The sequence below is a fragment of the Halovivax cerinus genome (assembly GCF_024498195.1).
Taxonomy (GTDB): Archaea; Halobacteriota; Halobacteria; order Halobacteriales; family Natrialbaceae; genus Halovivax; species Halovivax cerinus.
Map to the genome: position 1 here is coordinate 574,438 of NZ_CP101824.1, position 21,296 is coordinate 595,733.

Annotated in this window: 13 protein-coding genes and 1 pseudogene; 12 read left to right on the forward strand and 2 right to left on the reverse strand. The window is 50.3% G+C overall.

Annotated features, from left to right (window positions below):
* Window positions 1-176: 176 nt before the first annotated feature.
* The 3 genes from NO366_RS02705 (at window position 177) to NO366_RS02715 (ending at window position 5,265) form a co-directional block, all read left to right on the forward strand.
* Window positions 177-2,120, forward strand: a complete 1,944-nt coding sequence (locus tag NO366_RS02705) for a hypothetical protein (protein WP_256532778.1) — start codon at window positions 177-179, stop codon at window positions 2,118-2,120.
* Between the two features lie 365 nt (window positions 2,121-2,485).
* The gene (locus NO366_RS02710) at window positions 2,486-3,766 is read left to right on the forward strand and encodes a hypothetical protein (RefSeq protein WP_256532779.1); all 1,281 of its coding nucleotides are present in this window, start codon (window positions 2,486-2,488) and stop codon (window positions 3,764-3,766) included.
* Window positions 3,763-5,265, forward strand: coding sequence for a hypothetical protein (locus NO366_RS02715; RefSeq protein ID WP_256532780.1), 1,503 nt, complete (start codon window positions 3,763-3,765; stop codon window positions 5,263-5,265). Before NO366_RS02710 ends, NO366_RS02715 begins: the two co-directional genes overlap by 4 nt.
* A gap of 101 nt (window positions 5,266-5,366) precedes the next feature.
* Here NO366_RS02715 and NO366_RS02720 read toward each other — a convergent pair whose 3' ends face one another.
* Both NO366_RS02720 and NO366_RS02725 read right to left on the reverse strand, forming a co-directional pair.
* Complete coding sequence (locus tag NO366_RS02720; RefSeq protein ID WP_256532781.1) at window positions 5,367-7,715, reverse strand: DEAD/DEAH box helicase; 2,349 nt, start codon at window positions 7,713-7,715, stop codon at window positions 5,367-5,369.
* 564 nt (window positions 7,716-8,279) lie between these two features.
* Window positions 8,280-9,140, reverse strand: coding sequence for an IS5 family transposase (locus tag NO366_RS02725; protein WP_256531445.1), 861 nt, complete (start codon window positions 9,138-9,140; stop codon window positions 8,280-8,282).
* Between the two features lie 357 nt (window positions 9,141-9,497).
* Between NO366_RS02725 and NO366_RS02730 the strand changes: the two genes are divergently transcribed.
* From NO366_RS02730 to NO366_RS02760, 9 genes and pseudogenes are all read left to right on the forward strand, one after another.
* Window positions 9,498-9,815 carry a hypothetical protein gene (locus NO366_RS02730; RefSeq protein WP_256532782.1) on the forward strand — a complete coding sequence of 106 codons (318 nt, stop codon included), beginning with the start codon at window positions 9,498-9,500 and terminating at the stop codon, window positions 9,813-9,815.
* A gap of 160 nt (window positions 9,816-9,975) precedes the next feature.
* On the forward strand, window positions 9,976-10,878 hold the full coding sequence (locus tag NO366_RS02735) for a hypothetical protein (RefSeq protein ID WP_256532783.1): 903 nt from the start codon (window positions 9,976-9,978) through the stop codon (window positions 10,876-10,878).
* A complete protein-coding gene (locus tag NO366_RS02740; RefSeq protein ID WP_256532784.1) occupies window positions 10,875-11,996 on the forward strand; it encodes a tyrosine-type recombinase/integrase in 1,122 nt (373 codons plus the stop codon). Before NO366_RS02735 ends, NO366_RS02740 begins: the two co-directional genes overlap by 4 nt.
* Before the next feature lie 679 nt (window positions 11,997-12,675).
* The gene (locus NO366_RS02745; protein WP_256532785.1) at window positions 12,676-17,202 is read left to right on the forward strand and encodes a bifunctional RecB family nuclease/DEAD/DEAH box helicase; all 4,527 of its coding nucleotides are present in this window, start codon (window positions 12,676-12,678) and stop codon (window positions 17,200-17,202) included.
* Between the two features lie 1,737 nt (window positions 17,203-18,939).
* A complete protein-coding gene (locus NO366_RS02750) occupies window positions 18,940-19,248 on the forward strand; it encodes a DUF8065 family protein (protein ID WP_256532786.1) in 309 nt (102 codons plus the stop codon).
* Between the two features lies 1 nt (window position 19,249).
* On the forward strand, window positions 19,250-19,327 hold the full coding sequence (locus NO366_RS18710) for a hypothetical protein (RefSeq protein ID WP_484496878.1): 78 nt from the start codon (window positions 19,250-19,252) through the stop codon (window positions 19,325-19,327).
* 107 nt (window positions 19,328-19,434) lie between these two features.
* A pseudogene (locus NO366_RS18715) lies at window positions 19,435-19,656 on the forward strand (hypothetical protein); the annotation flags it as partial.
* A 258-nt stretch (window positions 19,657-19,914) separates the two neighbouring features.
* On the forward strand, window positions 19,915-20,544 hold the full coding sequence (locus tag NO366_RS02755) for a DUF7437 domain-containing protein (RefSeq protein ID WP_256532787.1): 630 nt from the start codon (window positions 19,915-19,917) through the stop codon (window positions 20,542-20,544).
* Complete coding sequence (locus tag NO366_RS02760; RefSeq protein WP_256532788.1) at window positions 20,537-21,088, forward strand: PIN domain-containing protein; 552 nt, start codon at window positions 20,537-20,539, stop codon at window positions 21,086-21,088. Before NO366_RS02755 ends, NO366_RS02760 begins: the two co-directional genes overlap by 8 nt.
* The last annotated feature ends 208 nt before the right edge of the window (window positions 21,089-21,296 follow it).

Here is a 21,296-nt window from a genome sequence, read left to right on the forward strand (position 1 = left end):
ACGTGTCTCGACTTGATGTAACCTCAGTTAGCAAAGTTAATCGGTTGGCACCAACTGAACTTGTGTCGGCTTGTGTGTTCTTCCTCTGTAGCGGTTAAAAATCCAGTCGGTCGATGAACTGCTGTAGGGTGTGTAGAGGTTAGCTCTTTTTACCCTTCGTTTATATATGGTTCCGTATGAGCCATGATGACAAGAGCTTCTTCGAGTATACCGAGTTTGCATCTGACTCGGAATCTAAGGATCCGGAGGCTGTCATTCAAGAACGCCAGAATCCAGAGATAGCACATGCACATATTTGTAAGATAGCAGGGACGATTAACTCAGGTCTTGATGCGGTGCCTAGAGACCAACAAGATACTGCAGAGGTGTACGCTGTTGTGGACCTTTTCCGAGCGACAATGCAGTATATCGAGGAGTTCGGTTCCTATCTGAGGTACCTAATCTTGGACAAGGCATCATTCATCAACGAGATTATCCGCACTTCGAGCGGAGATATTCGGCCTCTCTTTGAGGCATTTATCGAGGACAAGTTCGACGAGTACCTCCAGGAGCATGATGTCGATGATAATCCGGAAGTCGTCTTGAGTTCGGTTTTTGGCTACGAGGCTGTTCAGAAGGGGACTATCAGCTATTCTGAAGAGGAACTGGAGGATGCGCCGTCGGATGTTAATCTAGAAGACGTAGTTCTTCGTGATACTGATGAGGGAGTTGTGCCTGAAGGAGCCGAGGTGAAGGAACTGGTCAGTGATTCAATTGAGAACGTCCGTAACAAGCTCAAAGATATAGCTTTGTTCTACCTGAACTTTAGGGAGGCGTATAACGCCGTTAAGCACGGAAACCGAGTTACAGTTGGTAACAACACCCAGTTCGAACTGGAGAACGATGAGATGCTGGATGATCGGATTATTTTGGATGAAGCGATCGTGGAATTTCTCTGTAAAAATTCAGATCCTGAAAGTGATGGTGAACCATATCTGTTGACGATTCCCCGTTCGATTCTAGAGGAGAAATCACTAGGTGTCGTGGAGAATGCGCATACGTTGTACACTCAGTCGTACGATGTAGCCACGCTGGAGGACGGTGACGAGATAAATCTCAGTTTTTGGAAGTCAAGAAGAAGTAGCGGTGAAAGCAGGAATGACTTGATCCAGATATCCAATCCTGATTCGCGGGTTATCTTACCGAGGAGTGTTGTTCCGAAGGTGATTGAAGATTTGAAGATGCCAAATGAGACGAAGATAGAATGGACGGGTGATTGGTCGCTTTCCGGCGATACTCTTGAGTTCGAAGTTCAATATGAGACGGAGCCTACACCAGAATACCCCATTCACGTCGAACTCGTCTGGGAGCAGACCGATCACGATATCCATGAGTTCGGAGAAGGCCAATTCAACTTTAATGTGGATACTGACGATCTCAGTGTCAGGCAGTACTTGGAACTTCTTGAGATTAAGAAGAGGGATGATATCCGAACGGTTGAGCTCGTATTCCCAGATGGTGATGAGACACACCAGCTACGGGTAGGAGATGATTTTGAGGGTATTGACGTTCCAGGGCCGTCAGATCCTGAGTTCTTCGAGTTTGTGAAACGTATCGGGTTGGCATCGGATACCCGTATTCCTTATCCTGAGCATATTTCGGAGAATCACTGGGAAGTATACGAGGAATATGCCGATTGCGACTTGGATTCTGAGACGGCGGATGAGATCCTTTCAGTGTTGAAGGAGTGTGGTGAGGAGGTGATGCGGTCATATGTCGTTGCTGCTATCTGGGAGGGCGAGTCTTCAAGCGTAGATGTCGATGAGGATGAGGCTGCGCACGTAGAGGCGTTAGGGGTGCTTCCGGGGATATTAAGTGTGAGGGAGAATCAGGGTTCAGAAGAGTCAAACCGGTTTCCTGGAGAGGAGTATCGGACGTATCCAGCTAGGTCAGAGTACACTTCTGAGGAGTTGTTCGGTAAACTGAAAGAGGATTATGGAGGGACATTCGGTGAACTCCAAGAGTCGGACATAGATAGCGAAAAGGCAGAATCAGAGTTTAGTCACAGAATACGTTTTGGCGAGGAAACGCTTTGGGGGACTATCGATAAGCACATTATTGATATCTTTCCTGTGTCTTGACAGCCTTCGTAACCAGTTTGCTGTTCTCTAGAAGAGACCCCAACATTGTTTGGATATTATTTCTACCAAAAATAAAATTTGTTTATTCCAGGATCCCCACCATGTGCAGCAGGCGACTTTTTACATATCTCGGACAAATCGGTAGCCACGAAAGCCACACCGATCAATCATTTGTAGTTTAAACCCCAATGTAAATTAGTGATTGTGAGAAGACAATACAATAATCAATAACTGAGGAAATCATTCGAAAGTTACCTATTACCAGCCTCGCCACTTTCGAGATGTCCCCGCACGTGCTCGTAAATGCCCGCCAGTTCTGGCAATAACACATAAGTATAAACCACAAGCACCATCAGGTAGAGCATATGACAGCATCTGGCCTAGCCAGCGAGTATGACCAGAAAATCTATTCAAGGCTGGAGAGACGCGGAAAGCAAATTCTTTACGATGCTCTGAGTCTCTTTGAGGACGGAAACTTTGACAAGTCGGATTACGAAATAGAAGGACTCCGACGTGCACTTTCCTCCAAGTACGCTGATCTCACTCGTGAGTGGTTGGACATCTATGATCGGTTTGATGCTGAGAACGTCGGCATCGATACGGCAATTCGGTTCCTCGCGGAGGAGTACGGAGTCAACTTCGATGAAGAGACTCCAGAATCCAAGTACCAACTCGCTCTTCGAGTTCTCAGAGAAGACCTATCGAGCGAGGTTGACCATATCGTGGTTGGTTCTCGAATCAAGAGGGTCTCCTCAACGAAGACCTATACATTCGATGGAGGCCTTTCCTTAGAAGGCGTTGAGGACGCTGTTTCAGAATTTCATCACCAGTGGAATTCTGACGATCAGACCAAAGCAGTTCGAATCCGTATTGAGGAATCAGGGACTGATAGTGTCGTCCTCCACATCACAGTGGAGCGTGGTATACAACCCAGAAAGGTTCGTGTTTTCGAATTCCGCGAGAATGACGAAACCGATATTCCTGCGGAGCCTGAAGTAACTACGAAAACATACCGAGATGTCAAGTCGAGCCGTGTTTATATCGATGCGAAAGGACAGGACGCTACCATAGTTCTGACGAAAGGGAAGCAAGGCTGGAAGCAAATTCTGAACGCCCTCTTTAGCCATGTGTTCGACGTTGATGAATTTGTGAGTGAACTCTCTACTAAACAGGTGAAGGAAGCTGGTCAATTAGAAGAAGATGCCTCCGAAGTGATCCAAGAGTCCGACGATCCGATTGAACAGACCCGGAATTTGATACACCACCGCGCCGACCAAGCGAAAGAGCAAGTTCGTAACGCGGACTCGCTCCCATCGGACAAACAGGAATCGGTCATCCAGTGTTTAGAGACAATCGAGTATGACGGCTCACAGGTATTCGACGACGCTTCAGTGGCAGCTGAAGAATTCTCATTAGTCGGCCGTGAGGGGCTTGAAGCAATCTTCGACAGAGTTGATCAGATGCGCGACAGCTTTCTTGACATTCTTGCTACCGCTGACGACGAAAATGCCGCTCTGGTGCTCTCAATCTCCAACCGCAACGTAGCAGTTCAAAGTGGGGATTATCGGCCCACAGACAGCGCTCGGTTATCCGACGACGATCAGCTCGCGCTAAAATACTTCTTCAATGAGGAAGACGTGGTATGAGTGACCATATCTTGGATAAAGTAGCTGAGGCTATCAGTTTGCGACTTCGAGAGGGAGAATTGTCTGAAGGATCAGTTCCATCCTCGCTTACCGGGACTGACTTTGTGAATGCTGAGTTGAAATCTCCTCAGCGGTGCCCCCAGTGTAGCGGGCAATTACAGAGGAAAGAAAAGGACGAGTCGGAACAGGTTTTCAGAACACAGTGTACCGGTCGGTATGGCGAAGCACATGAGGAAACAGTCTCATTTGAGGAGTGGCGGTTCTTCGATTTGCGATGGGAATTGGTGATGCAGAGGGTTGCCAAGGGGATAGACCGCTCCTTGGAGATGGTCGAACCCCAAAGTCTCCCAAGTTCAGTACACGGAGTAACAGAGGATGGGCTTCGGATATCGATAATAGGAGGGCGGAACCCGAAGCGGGAAGCGACAAAGGTGTATATACACGCACTTCGAGAAAATCAACCTACGCTACTTCTCGTCCCTGAAGAGGAGATTGATTCCTACCTTGAAATGCAATCGCTGTTCACGACTGGTAGTTTGGTATATACTGTACCTCTGTCGATGTTGGGAGAAGATTCAGAGTATCTTGAAGGCCCGGTTGAGGCCATGGAACAGATTCAGGGTCTTGAGAAAGAACTCGCGCGAAATTTAGACGAAGAATCTCACAAGGTCGTCGGTCGGATTCATTCGAACCCACGGTACATGCTTACAGAACTGAATCACATGCGACTCCTTCGAACAAACAAAGAACTCCCTCAGAGTTCGGGTACTCGACTAGAAGAGGTCGGATATGCGGCACTCTCTACTCTGACACCGACGTATCCAGATGCTGGTGGCGAGGATGATCGTGGTGACGAACTCCCCGACTTAGTTTTCAAAATTACAGATGTTGCCCCTGATCCTGACGACAAGTATGCAACTGTGGGCGGCGTCGTCGATACAAAATCCGGGGATGATGCTGAATTTGGGAGCGAAGAAACAGAGGGAAAACATACCGAGTATTTGAGCCGCGGGAGGAGGCATCTAGACGTAGAGTATATATCTCACGTCTTCATCGTAAACGAGATTGACGGAAAGAAAGACATTGAGTTCTTCGACAAGATGGACGAGTATTACAAGGCGAACGAGAACCTCGTGATCTGGTATGTCGTTGCGCTTGCGATGCTACTTGAAATGGCATTAACAGCCAACCTCCGGAACGAGTTGCAACTCATTGGTGGCGACTTCCAGAAGGTATTCTATCCCTTCTTTGTCACCGATGCGTTCAAACAAACGAGTGTCAACGGAATTACGCGGGAGGTCGGACAACAAACAGAGGACGGCCCTGGAAAGGTTCAGAAAGCGTACAACGAAGCGTATAAGGAACGTCCAAAATTGCACGTCATAACCACCGATGTCGTGGAGGAACGGATACGGACTTTTGCAGAATCGCAGGGTGAGGTAGAAAATAACCTTGCAGAGTACTTCCGTGAACCATCTCTCCTCTATGAGGGGTACTGATCTTCTCCGCATTTCTCTACCGAAGCTATTACAACTGCTACAAGATCTCGGGTGTCACTCACGGAAGTCGATGTTCCTAGAGATTCACCAGAGCCGTCTATTCAGAAATCATCGAGAGTTGTCGGTTGCATATCCGACGTCGTGGTTCCCTCATCAGACTCGGTGGATGACTCGCGCTCAGTCTCGTGGTACTGGATTAGTTCATCTGCGCCACGGCGTTCACGCGCAGACTCAGAAAACGGTACCTCCACCATTTCGTTATCGGTCGGGTCCCACTCCATAACACTCTCAAGGATATTCTCACTAATCGTACTACCAATTCGGTGTGCCGACTTCACCGAGTCTTTGAACTGGACTTCATCGCTATTTGCTAGGAGTTTAGATAGACGTTCAATGACAAAGTGTTCCCGTCCTGGATCCCAGTCTGTCCCGGCTCCCATCCGGTTCAACTGTTCCTCAAGGTTATTGTACAAGACTCGGGCAAACCGATCCACGTTCCGTACCAGATACATATCTGGCCCGGGAACTCCTGCATCAATCTGGTCGGCAAACATATCTAACCACTCCGGTTCAGTTGGCATCTCGAACGGTTCATATAGTAATTGAAGGCTCTCAATGGCGGTGCTTAGATTCGATGCGGTACTCGTCAGCCCAGATAGATCATCGGCCCCCAGGAGATCTTCTATATCCGTGACTGAGGCACCTGCACACCAGAACCAACAAATCATTGCAGATGTCATCCCCTCACTCTCGGTTAGATCGTGTAACTCCATCTTTGCGTTCAACGGCCCGTCACCGTCGATCCAGAAGCCTTCGTCACAATGGTAGTATTCTTCGGCGAGTCGAGCGACCAGCCTCTCCGGGGTGAGATCGTCTCCCTGTTCCTTCAGCCACTCCGTTAATTCGAGGACGGTTCGGACACTATCGTCAAACCAATTGCTGTGTTCATACTCGACGAGAGCAGTTCCGAGATCGGTTGCCGAATATCGCGTCTCATCACTTTGTGGCTGTCCGATTGGCTTCTGGACCAATCCATGGTTGGACAGCCACGTCAACGTCTTCTCGACTTCGTCAACAATTCCTTTGCTGGGTTGCACACCGTAGTCTTCACGAACATGTTGAGGCACTTGTTCAACGCTCTCAGACCAGAACAGCGTTGATTGTATGAAATCTAGAACCTCCAGATCGGTATCCCAGCCATAGTTCACGAGTTCCAAGACCAGCCAGCGCAGCGCTATTTGGCCGGACAAATGCGATTCCACATCTTCTAAGTCCTTCTGTTCAACGCGCGTATCGAATTGGAATTTTTCCGTGGCATCGGCATCGTCGTACATGAGGAAGGCGTAGGCTTGGTCGTAGACATCAGCATCCCGTCCAGCACGCCCAATCCACTGCACATATTCGTAGACGCCAATGAATTGCCGAAAGCCATCCCAGCGTTTCAGGTCTGCAACGATTACTGATTGAACGGGGGAGTCGAATCCGTAACTTAGCGTAGTCGTGCAGAACACGCATTTGATGATGCCTTTCTCCGTATATTCCTCGATAAGGTCCTTCAGGCCGCTCTCCATCTGCGCATGATGATATGCAATTCCGTTCCTGAGCAATCTGATGAGTTTGCGATGGGTATCCGTCAGTTCGGTCGTAACAGCTTCTTCGACCATTTCATGGAAGTCCACATCAGCCTCCGTTTCGAACGAGGTTTCGTCCGCTAGCCCCCGAGCTCTGGCTTCAGCGTTACTTGTGGTATCGTTAAACACCAGGAACGGTCCTTTCTCCCGATTGGACCGAATTATTCCAGCAATTTGTTTCGCGTAGTTGTTGCCGTTTTTCTCGACAGGTTGCTCCAAGATTGGGACCGCCCTTTCCTCACTGCTAATCGTGAGATCGGCATCAAGCCATCGAGCGATAGTATGCGGGTTGCCGACAGTCGCGGAGATTCCCAGAATTTCCATTTCTTGATCGAGAGCTGCACTGATGCCTTTCTCGATATTGGGTCCGCGGTGAGAGCTGTAGATTTCGTGGAAGTCGTCCAGAATAACTGTATCGAACCGTTCAGCGTAGCCCCGAATAACGGCCTCGAAGAACGATTCGAACGTGGCCACGATAACATCAGCCTCTGGGTACCCGCGTCCCTGGTTTACGGTGACGCTCTTTGGTGCCCACGCAGAAACCGTCGTATGTTTCTCTCCGACCAGGGCGACAGATGGAACCAAATAAGCGACCTTGTTACCGTGTTGGAGAGCTTTTTTCGTGACTGCTTCAGCAACAAATGTCTTTCCGTTACCAGTCTCCGCGATTAGGAGGTGATTGCCTTCATCGAGAACTCCGTCCTCAAATGCTTCGTATTGCGTAACAGTGAGGTCCGTAAACTCCGGAGGCTTTTGGTCTAGGAGGTCTTCGATAAGGGCCTGATCACTTTCGGGGATGCTATCCGGGACTGACGGCATTACTCAATACTTGTAACTCATCCACATTAACAGTTGAGTTGCCATCTAATTGACCCGAGGGGATTTTGGCTGCGTAGATCAATGGATCGAAAGGACCCTCGTTAAAAGCCAGAAGGGGTTGATTAGTCGAATTGGTCTCCTCTGATAGGATAATATCCGCATCCTAGTTCCTCCTGTACCTCCTGAGTCCATCCGGTTTTTACGGTAAGTATTGATCTTATTTATAGGGCCGTTCGATCGCCGCGACCTTTCCGAAGGTTTCTTTGATGGCATACATAGATACAATACGGTTTATTTTCCAATCCCTCTAATTGCAATATTTAGCACGAGATGTGGACTGATCTGGCCGATCTGCCACGTCATTTATACCAAACGCCGTGAATTCTCAGCTACGAATGCCAGAGAATGGCTTGCTCACAAAGGCAGACCACCAGTGGCTGGAAGGGGAAGAGAAAAACAAATCCAAGAGGAAACTAGAGTGTCAGAGACGGCTAGCATTAGCGCTCCAAGATCTACGCAAAATTTCGGAAATAGATGAAGAGGGCCTTGTTTAGACGGCTGAAATCAGCCAGTAGCAGCGTCAAGCGCTAGTTCGACGTTTCTGACGGCACATTTCAGGACGAGTTCGCGGAACTGGCCGAACCAGGTTCGAGCTCGCACGATCTCACCGTATTTTCGCCGGAGCGCGAAAAACGTCGCTTCGATATTCGATCGTTGATGGTACGTCGTATCGTCGAGCAAGACATTGTTTGCGATGCCGTGCCAACCGAATTCTCGGTACTTTATCACCGGTGTAACGCCCTCAGATCGCAATTTATGACGAAGTAGTTCCCAGTCGTAACCTTTGTCCGCGGTCAGTATCGTCAGTTTCTCTAGGTTCCGCGTGAGCAGTTGCCACGCGATCTGAGAGTCGTGAGGTTGTTTCATCGAGCAATGAATGTCGAGAATCACCCCAGTTTCGCAGTCGATCAACGCCGTCGTTTTCACCGCTCTAAAGGTGTAATTCGTCCGTTTGGCGTAGTGCTGACTCGCCGCGATGCGATCCATTCCGGTTGCGTCGATCGCCTGAATGTCGCCGGTGTCGTGCAACTGCGCCGACAGGCGGAGAAAGTCGCGCCAGATCGGCATTTTCAGCGGCTGCATGCGCGCACAGACGGTGGTAAAATCGGGCAACTCAGCCGGTTCTAAATCGAGAATTCGACCGATTCGAGGCATTTCTGCAAGGACGTCGAGCAGCCGTCGATACGGCAAATCGAGGTAGGTTTTGAGACCGTGAATTGTCACGATTACCCAGTCGGCATAGCCGCCCTCACCCGGTTGAAACGCCGGTCTTGGCGCTCCAGCGACGGCTTTTTGTGAGAGCGACACAACCTGCTTCGTGAAGCGGGCAATCTTCGTAGGCACAACCGAAGCTACCCGCTTCATTTCCTAGTACATTCGACAAGTAGCAGCGTTTGCTAGGACCCTAGAACTTACTAGTGAAGCGCGCTCCGTGCTGGTGACGAGCATCTAAACAAGGCCGATGAAGAGAGGATTGGGAATCTTGATGGGTTCGCTGAGCTATTCGAATTAGTCGAGCATGACGAATTCGGTGGAGAAGAAATCAGTCGAGAAGTCGCTGCGACGCACCTCATAGCAATCGCATATCAGTTAACGAATGCAGCTATCGACTACGAAGGAATATCACGGAAGTCAGAGCTGAGTACCGACGGAACGATTGGAAAAATCCAACCCCTAGAAGATCTGTTGGGGTTTCGGCGCGCTCTAACTCGGGGAATAAAGATGGGACGAACAAACCTAGAAGCAAAAGACGAAGAGAAATACCTCAACGACCAGATACCGGGCAGAGTAATCGTTGATACGAACACAAGATTATACGAACCGCCGACAAAAGGAGATTTGACTGGATTCGGCACCGAAGATTTTCGCAAAGGGAACCAACAGCGACAAGGTGCGACCAATATAGCAGATGATGAAATTGTCGATCCTGCCGAAATCCGGGCGGAGATGGCCGTTCAGATCGATCTTGCCGTGAGCAGAGAAATTGGCCGATGGCAATCATCCGTTGATATGAAGGAGATGGATCGAACACTTGGATAACTACGATCGGAGAAGTTACTGCTGAAACGGATTTCAGAATTTCACGGTTCAGTTTTTAAGGACGGTGTAGATGGCCACGAGCAGAGCAAAATATCGTGGTCAAAATGGCAATGACAGCGATTGTGACGCCGCTCTACTATACTAAGTGGGTCGAACCACGATGGCGAAAGAATCGAACCGGACCACCGGGATTTCAGATTACCTGAAAGGTCTGTCCCAGAACGCTGGGTCACCAACCTATCGGTCTCACAAGGTTGCGCTCAAGGCGTACGAGCGCTGGTGCTCCCGCGAAGGTCTTGCACCTGAGCATCCAAAGCACGCAGATATCGCAGCCTTCCTCGAATCCCGGCTCGTCGATTGCGACAATAGTCTCGAAACCGCGCAAGGTCACCTCTGCTCGCTCTCGAACTACAGCGCAATCGATGCTCGTGCGGACCCGCGACTGACGAAGGTCCGGATAGCAACCCACCTCAATCCGTCATTGTCGTCCCCTGTACGACGACTTCGACATCGTGTTCTCGGCCCGTTCTGTGCAGATCACAGTCCCAACGGATCTCCTGCGTGGGCTGTCGATCAACTTCTCTCTCATCTTCGCCGACATCAGTACGGGACACGAACACACGCTATTGCAGCCACAATTGCTGATACCCGTGGAGGGCTTCATCAAGTGCGATCTCTCGACGTTGGCAGTCTGGATACAGGCAACGAATCGGTCGAACTCCCAGTTTCTGGCGATTACTTCGTTGCTGACACGATACACCCTTCATGGAAGGTAAACCTCTCGACGACAACCTCTGACGTGCTGGCAACTTATCTCAGCTATGAACGCACTAATGCATCTGTTGGAGAGACCAGCCCGCTTTTCACCACCAACCATGGGAGAGTTAGCACCTCGACTATCCGCCGATCAATTCGTGCAGAAAGTAAGAAAGCGCTTAGTTACGAAGACTTCCGTTTCGAGTCGGTGGGGTGTTCAAGCAAAGGGATAGACTCCGAAGAGGAGCAAATTGTCTACCCATCTGATATTCGTTGGGCGGCTATCAAACGTGAGGTGCAGGAATGACGGAGGCACTTGTGGACGCAATCGCCAAGATAGACGATCCTGACACAATAAAGCAGATACTGGTAGCCGCGGGCGTCGAATCTTCACAGGATTTGGACGCGAGTTCTCCAGATCAGCCCTCACTATCATCTCTATACGATCGATATCTTTCACGCCGAAAGAACCGAAGCTCTGCGACTCGCGCCCAGTATAAGCGCACAATACCACCGTTTATCGATTTTGCAGAAACGAGAAACGTGTCTTCACCTGCCGGGCTCTCTACAGAATTACTCGACAATTACGTTGCCGAGCTAAATCAAGAATTCAAGAATGATTCGACGATCCTTACGTATACGAAAAACGTACGCACATGGCTTCGATGGCTCTCTAAGCGAGATTACTGCGACGATGCAGTTTACCGCATTCTAGACAAGGAAGAACTCGGACTCTCACCAACTGCTAGAGACCACGCTATTCCCACCGAGGAAGCCCAGGCGATTCTTGGGAAACTCCGAAAGCAGCGGAGAGGATCAGCTCAGCACGCACTCACAGAACTCCTGTGGAATACAGGAGCGCGACTAAGCTGCGTCCATTCGCTCGATATCGACGACTTCAACAAAGGAGAGGAATCGATCAAGTTCCGCCATCGGCCAAATGCTGGGACACGGCTGAAGAACGGGAGCCTTAGCGATGGCACAGCAGGAGATGGAGAACGGGATGTTATAGTGAACGATCGAGTCGTCAAGGCTCTCACCTCTTACATCAATAACCAACGTCCTGACATTCGTGATGATCACGGCCGCGCTCCGCTATTCGCAACGCGTTTCGGTCGGGCAGCTAAGTCTACGCTGCGTCGGTGGGTCTACGACGCAACGAGTTGTCGCTGGGCAAAGGGAAAGATCGAAAGCAAAGACTGTGATGCCGCATGCGATCCAGATTCTAATGTCTGCCCCTGTTCATATTACCCACATGCGATTCGCCGAGGGGCGATCGTCCATCATCTCAGCAACGGATTGCGACGGGACCGTGCGAGTGAAAGGTTCGATGTATCCATTCCGGTCCTTACGAGACACTATGATCCAAGATCGGAGAAGAAGTTGAAAGAAGATCGAGCAGAGGCCGTTCGAAACTCATGGTGAAAGGGCTGAGTTTACACTATATTCCTTCTCCAGGGCACATCCACTATAATATAATTTCATTATATTTTGAGACGGGCCTAACTATTCAGAGGAGAACTTAGAGTGTAATACCATATTCAGCAAGACCTTTTATTTCTATATCGTGCTAAAGGTTGTAGAACTGATCGAACTCCCCGACTAACTCAGAGTTCTCTACAGCCATATTTAATTACATGACTTTGGAATAATATAACTCTTTGAGAAATCCCGGAGGAGCTGGTTTCAAATTTGATCTCACAGGTTCCCGAGAAACAGATGTATAATCCACCCTACTCGCCGAGAATAGCAACAACAATTGGCAAACTGAGACGGTAGGAAGTTTCCTCTAACCGTTCACAAATATAATGGCAGGATAGTAGCCCGGTTTCATACCTCAATTGTCGTTATCGTTTTGTATGTCGAAATGCATTCCCAATGAAGATCGCAGATAATGGGTAGAAATGAGGTTACATCTGTTCCAGAGTATTTGCCTCCGGCCGCAATTGCAGAGTACATCAGCTACGGACAGTGTCCTCGGTACGCAAAACACCGGATCCAGGAGATAAGCGGGACGGCAAATCACAAATCAGAGGAGTTCCGAGAGGGGTTCGATCCCCTGAATATACTGTTATCATCCGCCGGGGAGGAGTTTGAGTCGGATGTGGGCGAGCAAATTGAGGTGCACACCCGCGAGACCATTGACTGTAATCAGAACGATGAAGAAGAAGAAGAGTTCACGGACGACCACGAGATAGTTCTTCGGCAACTTAGAACAGCGACGTCTGCTGAGGCCGATTGGGAGGGGAATCCGGTGCTTCTGTACCAGGTGACTGTGACGGGGTCAATCAACGAGCAAGGCATCCATGGTGATGCCGATCTTCTCTTCATCTGGTCTACCCCATCGGGCGCTGAAGTCCGCGTCATTGACGTTAAACGGACGAAGGAACAGAAAGTCTATCATCAAATTCAAGCTGCTGCATACGCAGCGGTCCTTCGACAACTCATCAATGGGTCCGATAGCCTCTCAATTGACCAGATTACAATTTCAGGTGGGGTTATTACGCAGGAAACGGCGGTGACTCCAGTCACACGAGACAGTCTCCCAGCATTCGATATCGATCCCAGGATTGCAGATCTTCACCGATTGCTTGATTCGGAGTCATCGCTATTGACGGCGCTACGGTCCGAACGGGGAGAGGTAGAGTTTCAACTCGACAGTAAGTGCGGTACGTGCCCGTACAATGAGGGGTGTGTTACAGAGTCGTTTGAATACGGCGACATTCGGTTGCTCGGACTAACAGTTTCACAACAGCGGACGCTCCGTGAGTACGGAGTACAGACAATTGCTGATGTGGCCGCGTTGTGCCTTACGCCGGATGAAAAAGAATGGACACCCGTATCGTACAAGAGGGGGTCGTTCCAAACAGATACGTACAAAGCTCTCGCCCGTATTCCCGGACTCGGTCAGTTGTTCCCACAACTTGTGTATCGGGCAGAGGCGATGCTTGATGCACTACAGACAGAACCGGATGGGGTTAGTGATAGACCGCAGAACTGGTTACCAGGAAGCGGCCGTTGTTCACTACCGGACGACGAACCCAGCAACGCGGCCCCGGGCGACTATGAGTGGCAAGATGGGTCGATGGTCCGGGTGTATTTGAATGTGCAATATGACCACCTTCGGGACCGTCTAATTCAGTTAAATGCGCGCGTCACAGCCACTGCCAGCGAGACTCCACCTCAGCGTATCTCAGTCGTTTCTGACGCCGCACCGGATGAGGCCGTCGCAGCAGACAAACAGGAACAATTGATGCTGGAACGGTTCTGTCCAAAGCTTTTCAAGGCGGTACGGACGGTCAGTGATGGTCTCTCGTTTGAGAAGACATCACAGTGCGATCCTCTGTTGCATTTCTACATGTATACAGAGGGAGAATACGACGCACTCGTCGAGGCTTTTGACCGACATCCCGATAGTGCGGAGAGTAGAGCGTTCCGGTCAGCGGTTGAGGGAACCGGGCAATCAAGTGAATCGATGGTATCTACATTACGATCTGAAATCGAGTCCCATATCGTTCTAGAGACGCCATCGCCCGGGTTGCTACACGCCTATAAGGAGCTTTATCCGACAGTTGACGGAGCGTATAGTAAGTCACGGGACCAGAAGTCATGGTCGTATTCGCCGCCGAGTTCGGAGGACTCGTATGATCTGCGGCGCGTGTTTTCACGGCGATTATTCGATATAGGTGCAGCAGCAGTGTACCCCGACGTTCCTGTAAGTGATCTTGTGAAAGAGGCAAAACGTCGCCTCAACAACAATCCCAAGGAGGAAAGCGATAGTGGAATCGGAATCGAGATAGATCCAGAGACAGCTGAATGGTTCGATGGGATCAACACGCGGATGCGACATGATGCGTCAATTCCGTTAGCCTATCTATGGGCGGCTGTCGGGCGGATTGATGACGACTGGGAGAGTAAAGAGAGCATCGATGAGTCCGCTTTGGCAGAGTTCGAGTTGAACCGGTATCGGTTCCGGGATACCGACCACAACTCAGAAATTGGTCCAGCAGATGTTCAGACGTTAGGCCGGCATCTATGTGATATACTGGAGCACGTGGAACGCTCGCTCAGCTATAAGGATCCATTCTTCAGTAAGGAACCGTACCCAGTCGAAGAATTAGATGCTGATACGTTTGATCCGCCGTCACTCGCGGACGGTGTCAAAGAGTATCTTCACGAAGAATACCGTGCAAACCGAGAGGAAAAACACCATCTGTACCGACAGTTTCCGCTCCAGCGGGTTCTTGCCGGTGAATCGATCCCCGTATATGTGACAGAGGTTGATAAGCAGAACCGGAATACACTTCGTGTGACTGGGCGGCTCCGTTACGAACACAATCTACTTTTCGATGATGGCGGGGAACAGGTCAAACGGGCCTGTCGGCAGAAGGGGGCACAAGGGACGTCGAGTGGATCTTGGATGGTCGCTAATCCATATGACCCAAGTATGGTTGGAGCGGAAGTGACACGCCCGTACGCAATCGAACGGGGAGTTAATGCTACTATCCAGCAGTTAGATATTGACAACGATCAGATTCAGTTCACACTACGGAACTTCTGGAGCGATGGCGGTGATTTCGGCCAACCACACGCAGATTGGACGACGAATCCTGATTACGCTGCTGACGATCATAAAGTCCACATCAAATCTGGGGAGTGGCTCATTCTTGACCCTCAAACAGATGATATTACGGCAGAACGCGCTCAGCAAGCACTAGATCACGCAGACACGAACGCGCTTCACCAGCGATTGGAGCAAGTGCGACACGGGAAAATTCACCAACCCGAGACGCCGCTGTTTGAGTTAGACAATCCCTCGGTCGATGATGGACGTCCAGATGGAGTTGACGCCGTTGCAACCTGGTTGCGTCAGGACGTCGGTGAAGAGACATATCCCAGTCCGAAGCAACAAAAGTTCATAACCGAAGATCGCCAGCAGTTCGTCGCCCTGCAAGGGCCGCCGGGGACAGGGAAAACCGCGGCAACAATGGCACCAGCGTTACTCGCACGCTTGTATGCAGGTGCTTGTAACGGTGTGAGCGTGAATGGGCTGGTGACTGCGCCATCAAACACAGCAATTGACGAGTTACTCTCGGACGTCGCCGATCTCCTGAACGAGGCAGCTGAGGCTGGACCGTTAGCATCGACCGATCTGGATATTGAACTGGTCCGAATCGGAGAAGAGCCAGCTGACCCGATTGATGGCGTGACATACGCGAATTATAACAACGAGGACCATGCTCAACGGATCCGGCGGATCACGCAACGTCTACGATCGGAAGGAACGGTGACACTGGGAAAGGGGTCCGGGTCCGAGAATGCATCGTCGTCAGGGGAGTTCACAGTTACAGGTGAAGAGCAATCCGGGCTATCTTCGTTTACGGCATCCAGTCAGGATGGGGAAATGGATACCGAGGCGGAGAAAGCGACTGATCAACCGCTAACGTTGGTATTTGCGACAACAACGCGTTCATGGAGGTTCCTAAAGGAAGTGGCTCCTGGGTCAAACCCAGATGAGCGAACCCGAGCTGAGCAGCAATTATGGCACTTGCTGGCTGTGGATGAGGCGTCGATGTTAGAGTTGCCAAACTTCCTCTTGGCTGGGAGCGGATTCCACGAATACGGGCAAGTTCTTGTCGGAGGAGACCATCGACAGTTGCCACCGGTTCAGAAACGTGACTGGGAGGAAGTACGCCGGCGAGATATACGATCGACAGCAGCACATCTTTCGACACTGGACTATCTCCGCCTCCTTCGCGGTGATGAAGTACTAGAACCCGAGCGCCAGTCCCAGGTTATGTGTAAACGTGATCCGGAGGCTGTGGAAATTGAACTGATTCAACTGGAAACGACGTATCGGTTCGGAGAATGGACCGCTGAGTTCGTGCAACAGACTGTGTACGAACAAGATGAGATAAAGTACTCGTCTGGTCGAGACGAGATTGAACCAGTACTCTCAGTTCTTGAGGATCTCAATGACCCGCTCGTTCCGTTATTCGATGAAGACACAACTGTTGCTCTACTCACCTACACAGGGAAAAATCAGTTCCAGCAATCGAACCCCATCGAGGGCGCGTTAACAGAAGCGCTTGTCTTGGCGATCGATTCTGCATTCAAGGTAGGTGTCGTCACGCCGCATAATGCCCAACGTGGGCGTGTCCAGTCGAAGTTGCAAAAGCACGGCTATACAGTCGCTGGAGATGGTTCGTCAGCAGAGGAGAAGGAGGGTGAAGCTATCCAGGTAGACACGGTTAATCGATTCCAGGGCGGGGAACGTGACTTGATGATGGTAAACGCAACTGTTTCTGATCCGAACTACATCGCTGCTGAGGACAAGTTCCTATTGACGGAAAATCGTATCAACGTGTCGTTCACTCGCCATCGAGACATGTTGATCGTGTTCGCCCCAGAGAGTCTCATTGGTTATCTCCCTGAAGATCCAGATCTGTATGAGCAAGCAACGCTTTGGAAATCTCTGTCGATAGCGTTAGGAGAAGCTCCAATTGTAGACGAAGAGCCTGACTGGCAAGGACAACTCGGGTACGTATTAACGGCTGCAGGGATTGAAAGCGTCCCTGAGGTGGTCCGGCGAGAACTTCAATCAACAATCACTATCTATACGAATAGCTGAAGTAGAGATCGGCCACTAATTCAATGATTATATCAACAGCAAGGCCCCCAATCCATCAAACCTGTGTATAGGCAGATACACGACCACCTCACCTAGGTGTTGGGAATCAGAAGCGGCTGCTCAATTCGATTATGATGCATCGAGTAACTGCTATCCTGGCTAAATAGAACACCGCAAACGAGTGTAAAAGACTTTTAGCTTGATTCTGTTGCCCTATGGCTAAGAGGATGAGATGTTGAAGTGGAGTGAAAATCGGGGTGGCAACCACCGAATTATTCTACTCCAACGAGGTAGATTTCCGCGAAGGGCCAAGGGTGCTGAGTTCAGTCACTTGATAGCTGCCGGATGGCCCAGGCCGGCAGATCCATGTCTCCGATAGCGGGGAGAGCGATATGGCTATTGACGTCGAATGGACGTGCTCATGCCCCGCTAAATACATCTATACCCTGTCGAAGCATAGTTATTTTGGCCTACAAAAGTAATTATAACCGGGTACTACTATCGGCCCCGACGGTCTTGACAGGCAACGTATTTGCTGCAAAAGACCTGCGTATGGAATGGCAGGTGCAGGGTCCAATACCCCTTCTCAGGAGCTCCCCCATCGGAAACCCCGCATTATAGAGAACCTGTTAATAATTCAAAAGCGTGTTGATAAACGACGTATTGATTTGAAAAGCAATTCGGGGTATGGGAGACGGGCTCGTTTATCTTTTTTTTTTTTGAGAAGGGAGATTACTATCAGAGGAGTCTCACAGACATTTCCGATAAGTACGGCCATTGACGTCAAAATCGTTCCGATGCTAAAAAGGTTTCGTGCACCGGGACTTAACTCTCTGATCCATTATCATCCTCAAAGACTGTTTCCTAATTGTAGTATCGTCTAGATAATCGCCGATCAATAGATTACAGCACCTTCGTTCTAACTCGGTCCTCAGTACACCCCTGGGTCGGAGTGAATTTCACAATCAATACCCTCCTTAACCCGTTGAAATCCGCATTTCCCTGAGATCCCAATTTACTCTGTTCGAGCCACTCGTTGTCCAGAAAGAACGTAGCGGTCAGTAGTTTCCTGCACCTTCGATTGAGTTCGGGACACCACACCCCTCAGTCGGAGTGATTTTCACCGCAGAAACCCTACTTAACTGGTCGAAATACCCGTTTTCTCAAATTGATCCAACTTCTCATTCCGATACACCCCTGATCCGGAGTGAATTCTCTCATCGCAACTTCAAGACCACACCCCTCAGTCGGAGTGAAATTTGACCTTGATACACCCCTAAATCGGAGTGATTTTCCCAGTCCTATACCTTGTCAAACCGTCGGTTTTACGAGTTTCTGTTATTGAAAGTTGAGCAACGCCCTACACCCTGAGCCGGAGCAATTTCGCCTCGACCTTCCTCTAACACCCCACCCCAGAGTCGGAGTGATTTTCAGGATCAAGACCCGCATCAAACCGTTGAAAACCACGTTCCCCTAAATCACCATTTACTTTGTTCGATCCGCTCTTTGCCCAGAAGGATCGCATCGCTCAGGAGATTCCCGTACCTTCGTTCCAACTCGGGACTCACCACACCCCTGAGTCGGAGTGAATTCTATCAATGCATCTTCAACAGTAATTTCCTGTTCGGAGCGAGGTCGATCTGCGAATGCGGGTATCCCAGAGTCCTTCGGAGGGCGTACTGACGTGGATGGTACGTTACAACAACTATATCCGTGGAGGGAGAATGAGCAGTCAAGATGGCGACGAACAGCGACAAAATTCAGTTCCGCGGGAAAACTGAGAAGGAGGCGGCTCAGATCGTTGATCAGATGCGTCTCGGCGGGATCAACATCAGCGAGCTTGCTCAACAAGGTCTTCAAGAGAAACTCCGAGAAAGCCTTTCAGACGAAGAGAAGATCACCCTTCACCAGCAGTACACGCAGGGAAAGATTTCTGAAGACGTTGCTGAGCTCCTTCTTGGTGATGTTTTGGAAGACATTGAGCGTGAGCGGGAGGCCTTTGAGGAGGCTGCGGATCTCGATACGACCGGCGTTTTCCAGAAGTAAAATGGTGGACGATGATGTGCGTCATCCAGTTATCGTTGATACAGACGCATTGATCGCTGTATCGAACACGTGTCTCTGACCTCGAATCACGGAGAGTCTACAACTGACGGAGACTAACGTCTGTTATCATGACTCAAGCGCCATGTTCGGGAGAAGTCGAAGTACGCGCCTGAGGGGACAAGAGAACGCCGGCTTCATCATGGGAGCAAGATAGTACTTGAGCCGTTCAACGATGATGAGAAGGGTTTGAAACCTCTGAGAAGTCATGGCGAGCTGATCCATCTCAATCCGAACACCCAACTCCACCTGACAAAATGCCGTCTGAAGCTGAGATACGTCGAACCAGCTTCAAGACCATCATCAGCAAATTCGCCGACCAAACGGTACTCCCGGCTGAAGATCGTTTAGCCAAAGACCTGAGAGAGGACGCCATTCGCATTCAGAACCGTGAATGGCGCGGGGATAACCTCGACCAAGCATTCCAACTGGGAGCCGAGAGGGTGAAACCAAGGCGTAATTGATCCACGAACTGGATTTGCGAATTCACTGTCAATCCTGAGCAAGTCGATGAAAGATTGTACCGACTTATCTCGGAGGTACTGAACGGATCGTAGTTCTGTCTAAGCGACCCAAAACACTTAGTGCATAGTTCGTGTACTATGGACTATGTCGAACGCACACGCCTCCGTTCAGCCACCGGATGCAGGAGATACAGCCCATCGGTTCTTCGTCATCCAGGAGCTACTGGGCACCCCAGAACTCGCACGGTTTTACACGGATATCCTGATCAACTCCCCCACGACAATCACGGCAGCCCGTGAGCGTCAGGACTTCTCTAAGAGTACCGCGTACAAGTACGCCAACATGCTGGAGGAGTTGGGCGTCGCTGAGGAGATGGACGAACACCAGGACGGCTCAGCACTCTGGCGTGCCGAACCTGTGAGTGGTGACTGGACCGATGAAATCACCCTTGAATTCGGCCCCGCCATTATCGCCGTCTACGGGGCAACAAGCGTTGACGACGATCTCGAACTCTACGTTGGCCGTCACGGGAAGGCGGCACTAGCACCTGCGGTGATGGGCACGATCAACTACCTGCAAGGCGAGACGACCCGCCGCGGTGTTGCCGACGACCTCAACATTCCCGCTGTCGAAGCCATCGCGGTCACGCAAGCAATTGAAAGAATCCTTGTCGTCGTGAAGGACTTCGTCCCGACGCTCAGCAACGTTACCTTCGAGGTGGACGTTCACGAGCGAGCAATCGGACAGAGTCCATACCAGCATGCCGATGAGTGAGGAACATCCGTCGCCGTTCCCAACAGCCCTCCTTCTCGATACGAGTTTCCTCAGAACCATCGGTGGAACCGAGAGTGACGCCTATCAGACCTTCATTCAGTACGTCAAAGCGGAGGAGGTTCAGTTGTATCTGACTCCCGGTGTCGTAGAGGAGGTTTCGGAACAACGAGGATACATCAGTATTGACTGGGTGGACCGGGCAGACACGACGGAGTGGATCACTCTCCTTGATACTGTACAGCCGGGAGTTCGGGTCCATGATGGGCCGCGTGCTGGGGAGATCATGGACCGCATCCACGAACGACTGGCAAAATTCGAGCAGACGCCTCCAGATAAATTACGGAAAACAGATTCGGAGCTCCCAGCAGCGGCGGTAATGCTTCTGGGTTCAACATCGCATGAGTCTGTCGGGATTTTGATTGACGACCGAAACGCCGAACGAGCAATTTCCGGTGTGATCAACAACACGTACTACGAAGGTCGGATCCGCGTACTCAGTATCTGGGATGCAGTCGAGTACATGGAAAGGAGCAATCTTGGCTGAAGCCATAGACCGGCTATTTTAGGGTTGTTTGAACCCCCCACCGCTAGTGGAGAGGGCTAACGAAATTATATGACACCCCTTTCTCGCGGCCTTAATTCAGGAACAAGGGGCCGTTAGTTCGGATACTTAGTTGCTGTTCAAGCCCGAAGTTGCAATGGTGTTTCCGTCTTCAACGGGAAGTGAATGGAGATTAAGACATGGGGATAGA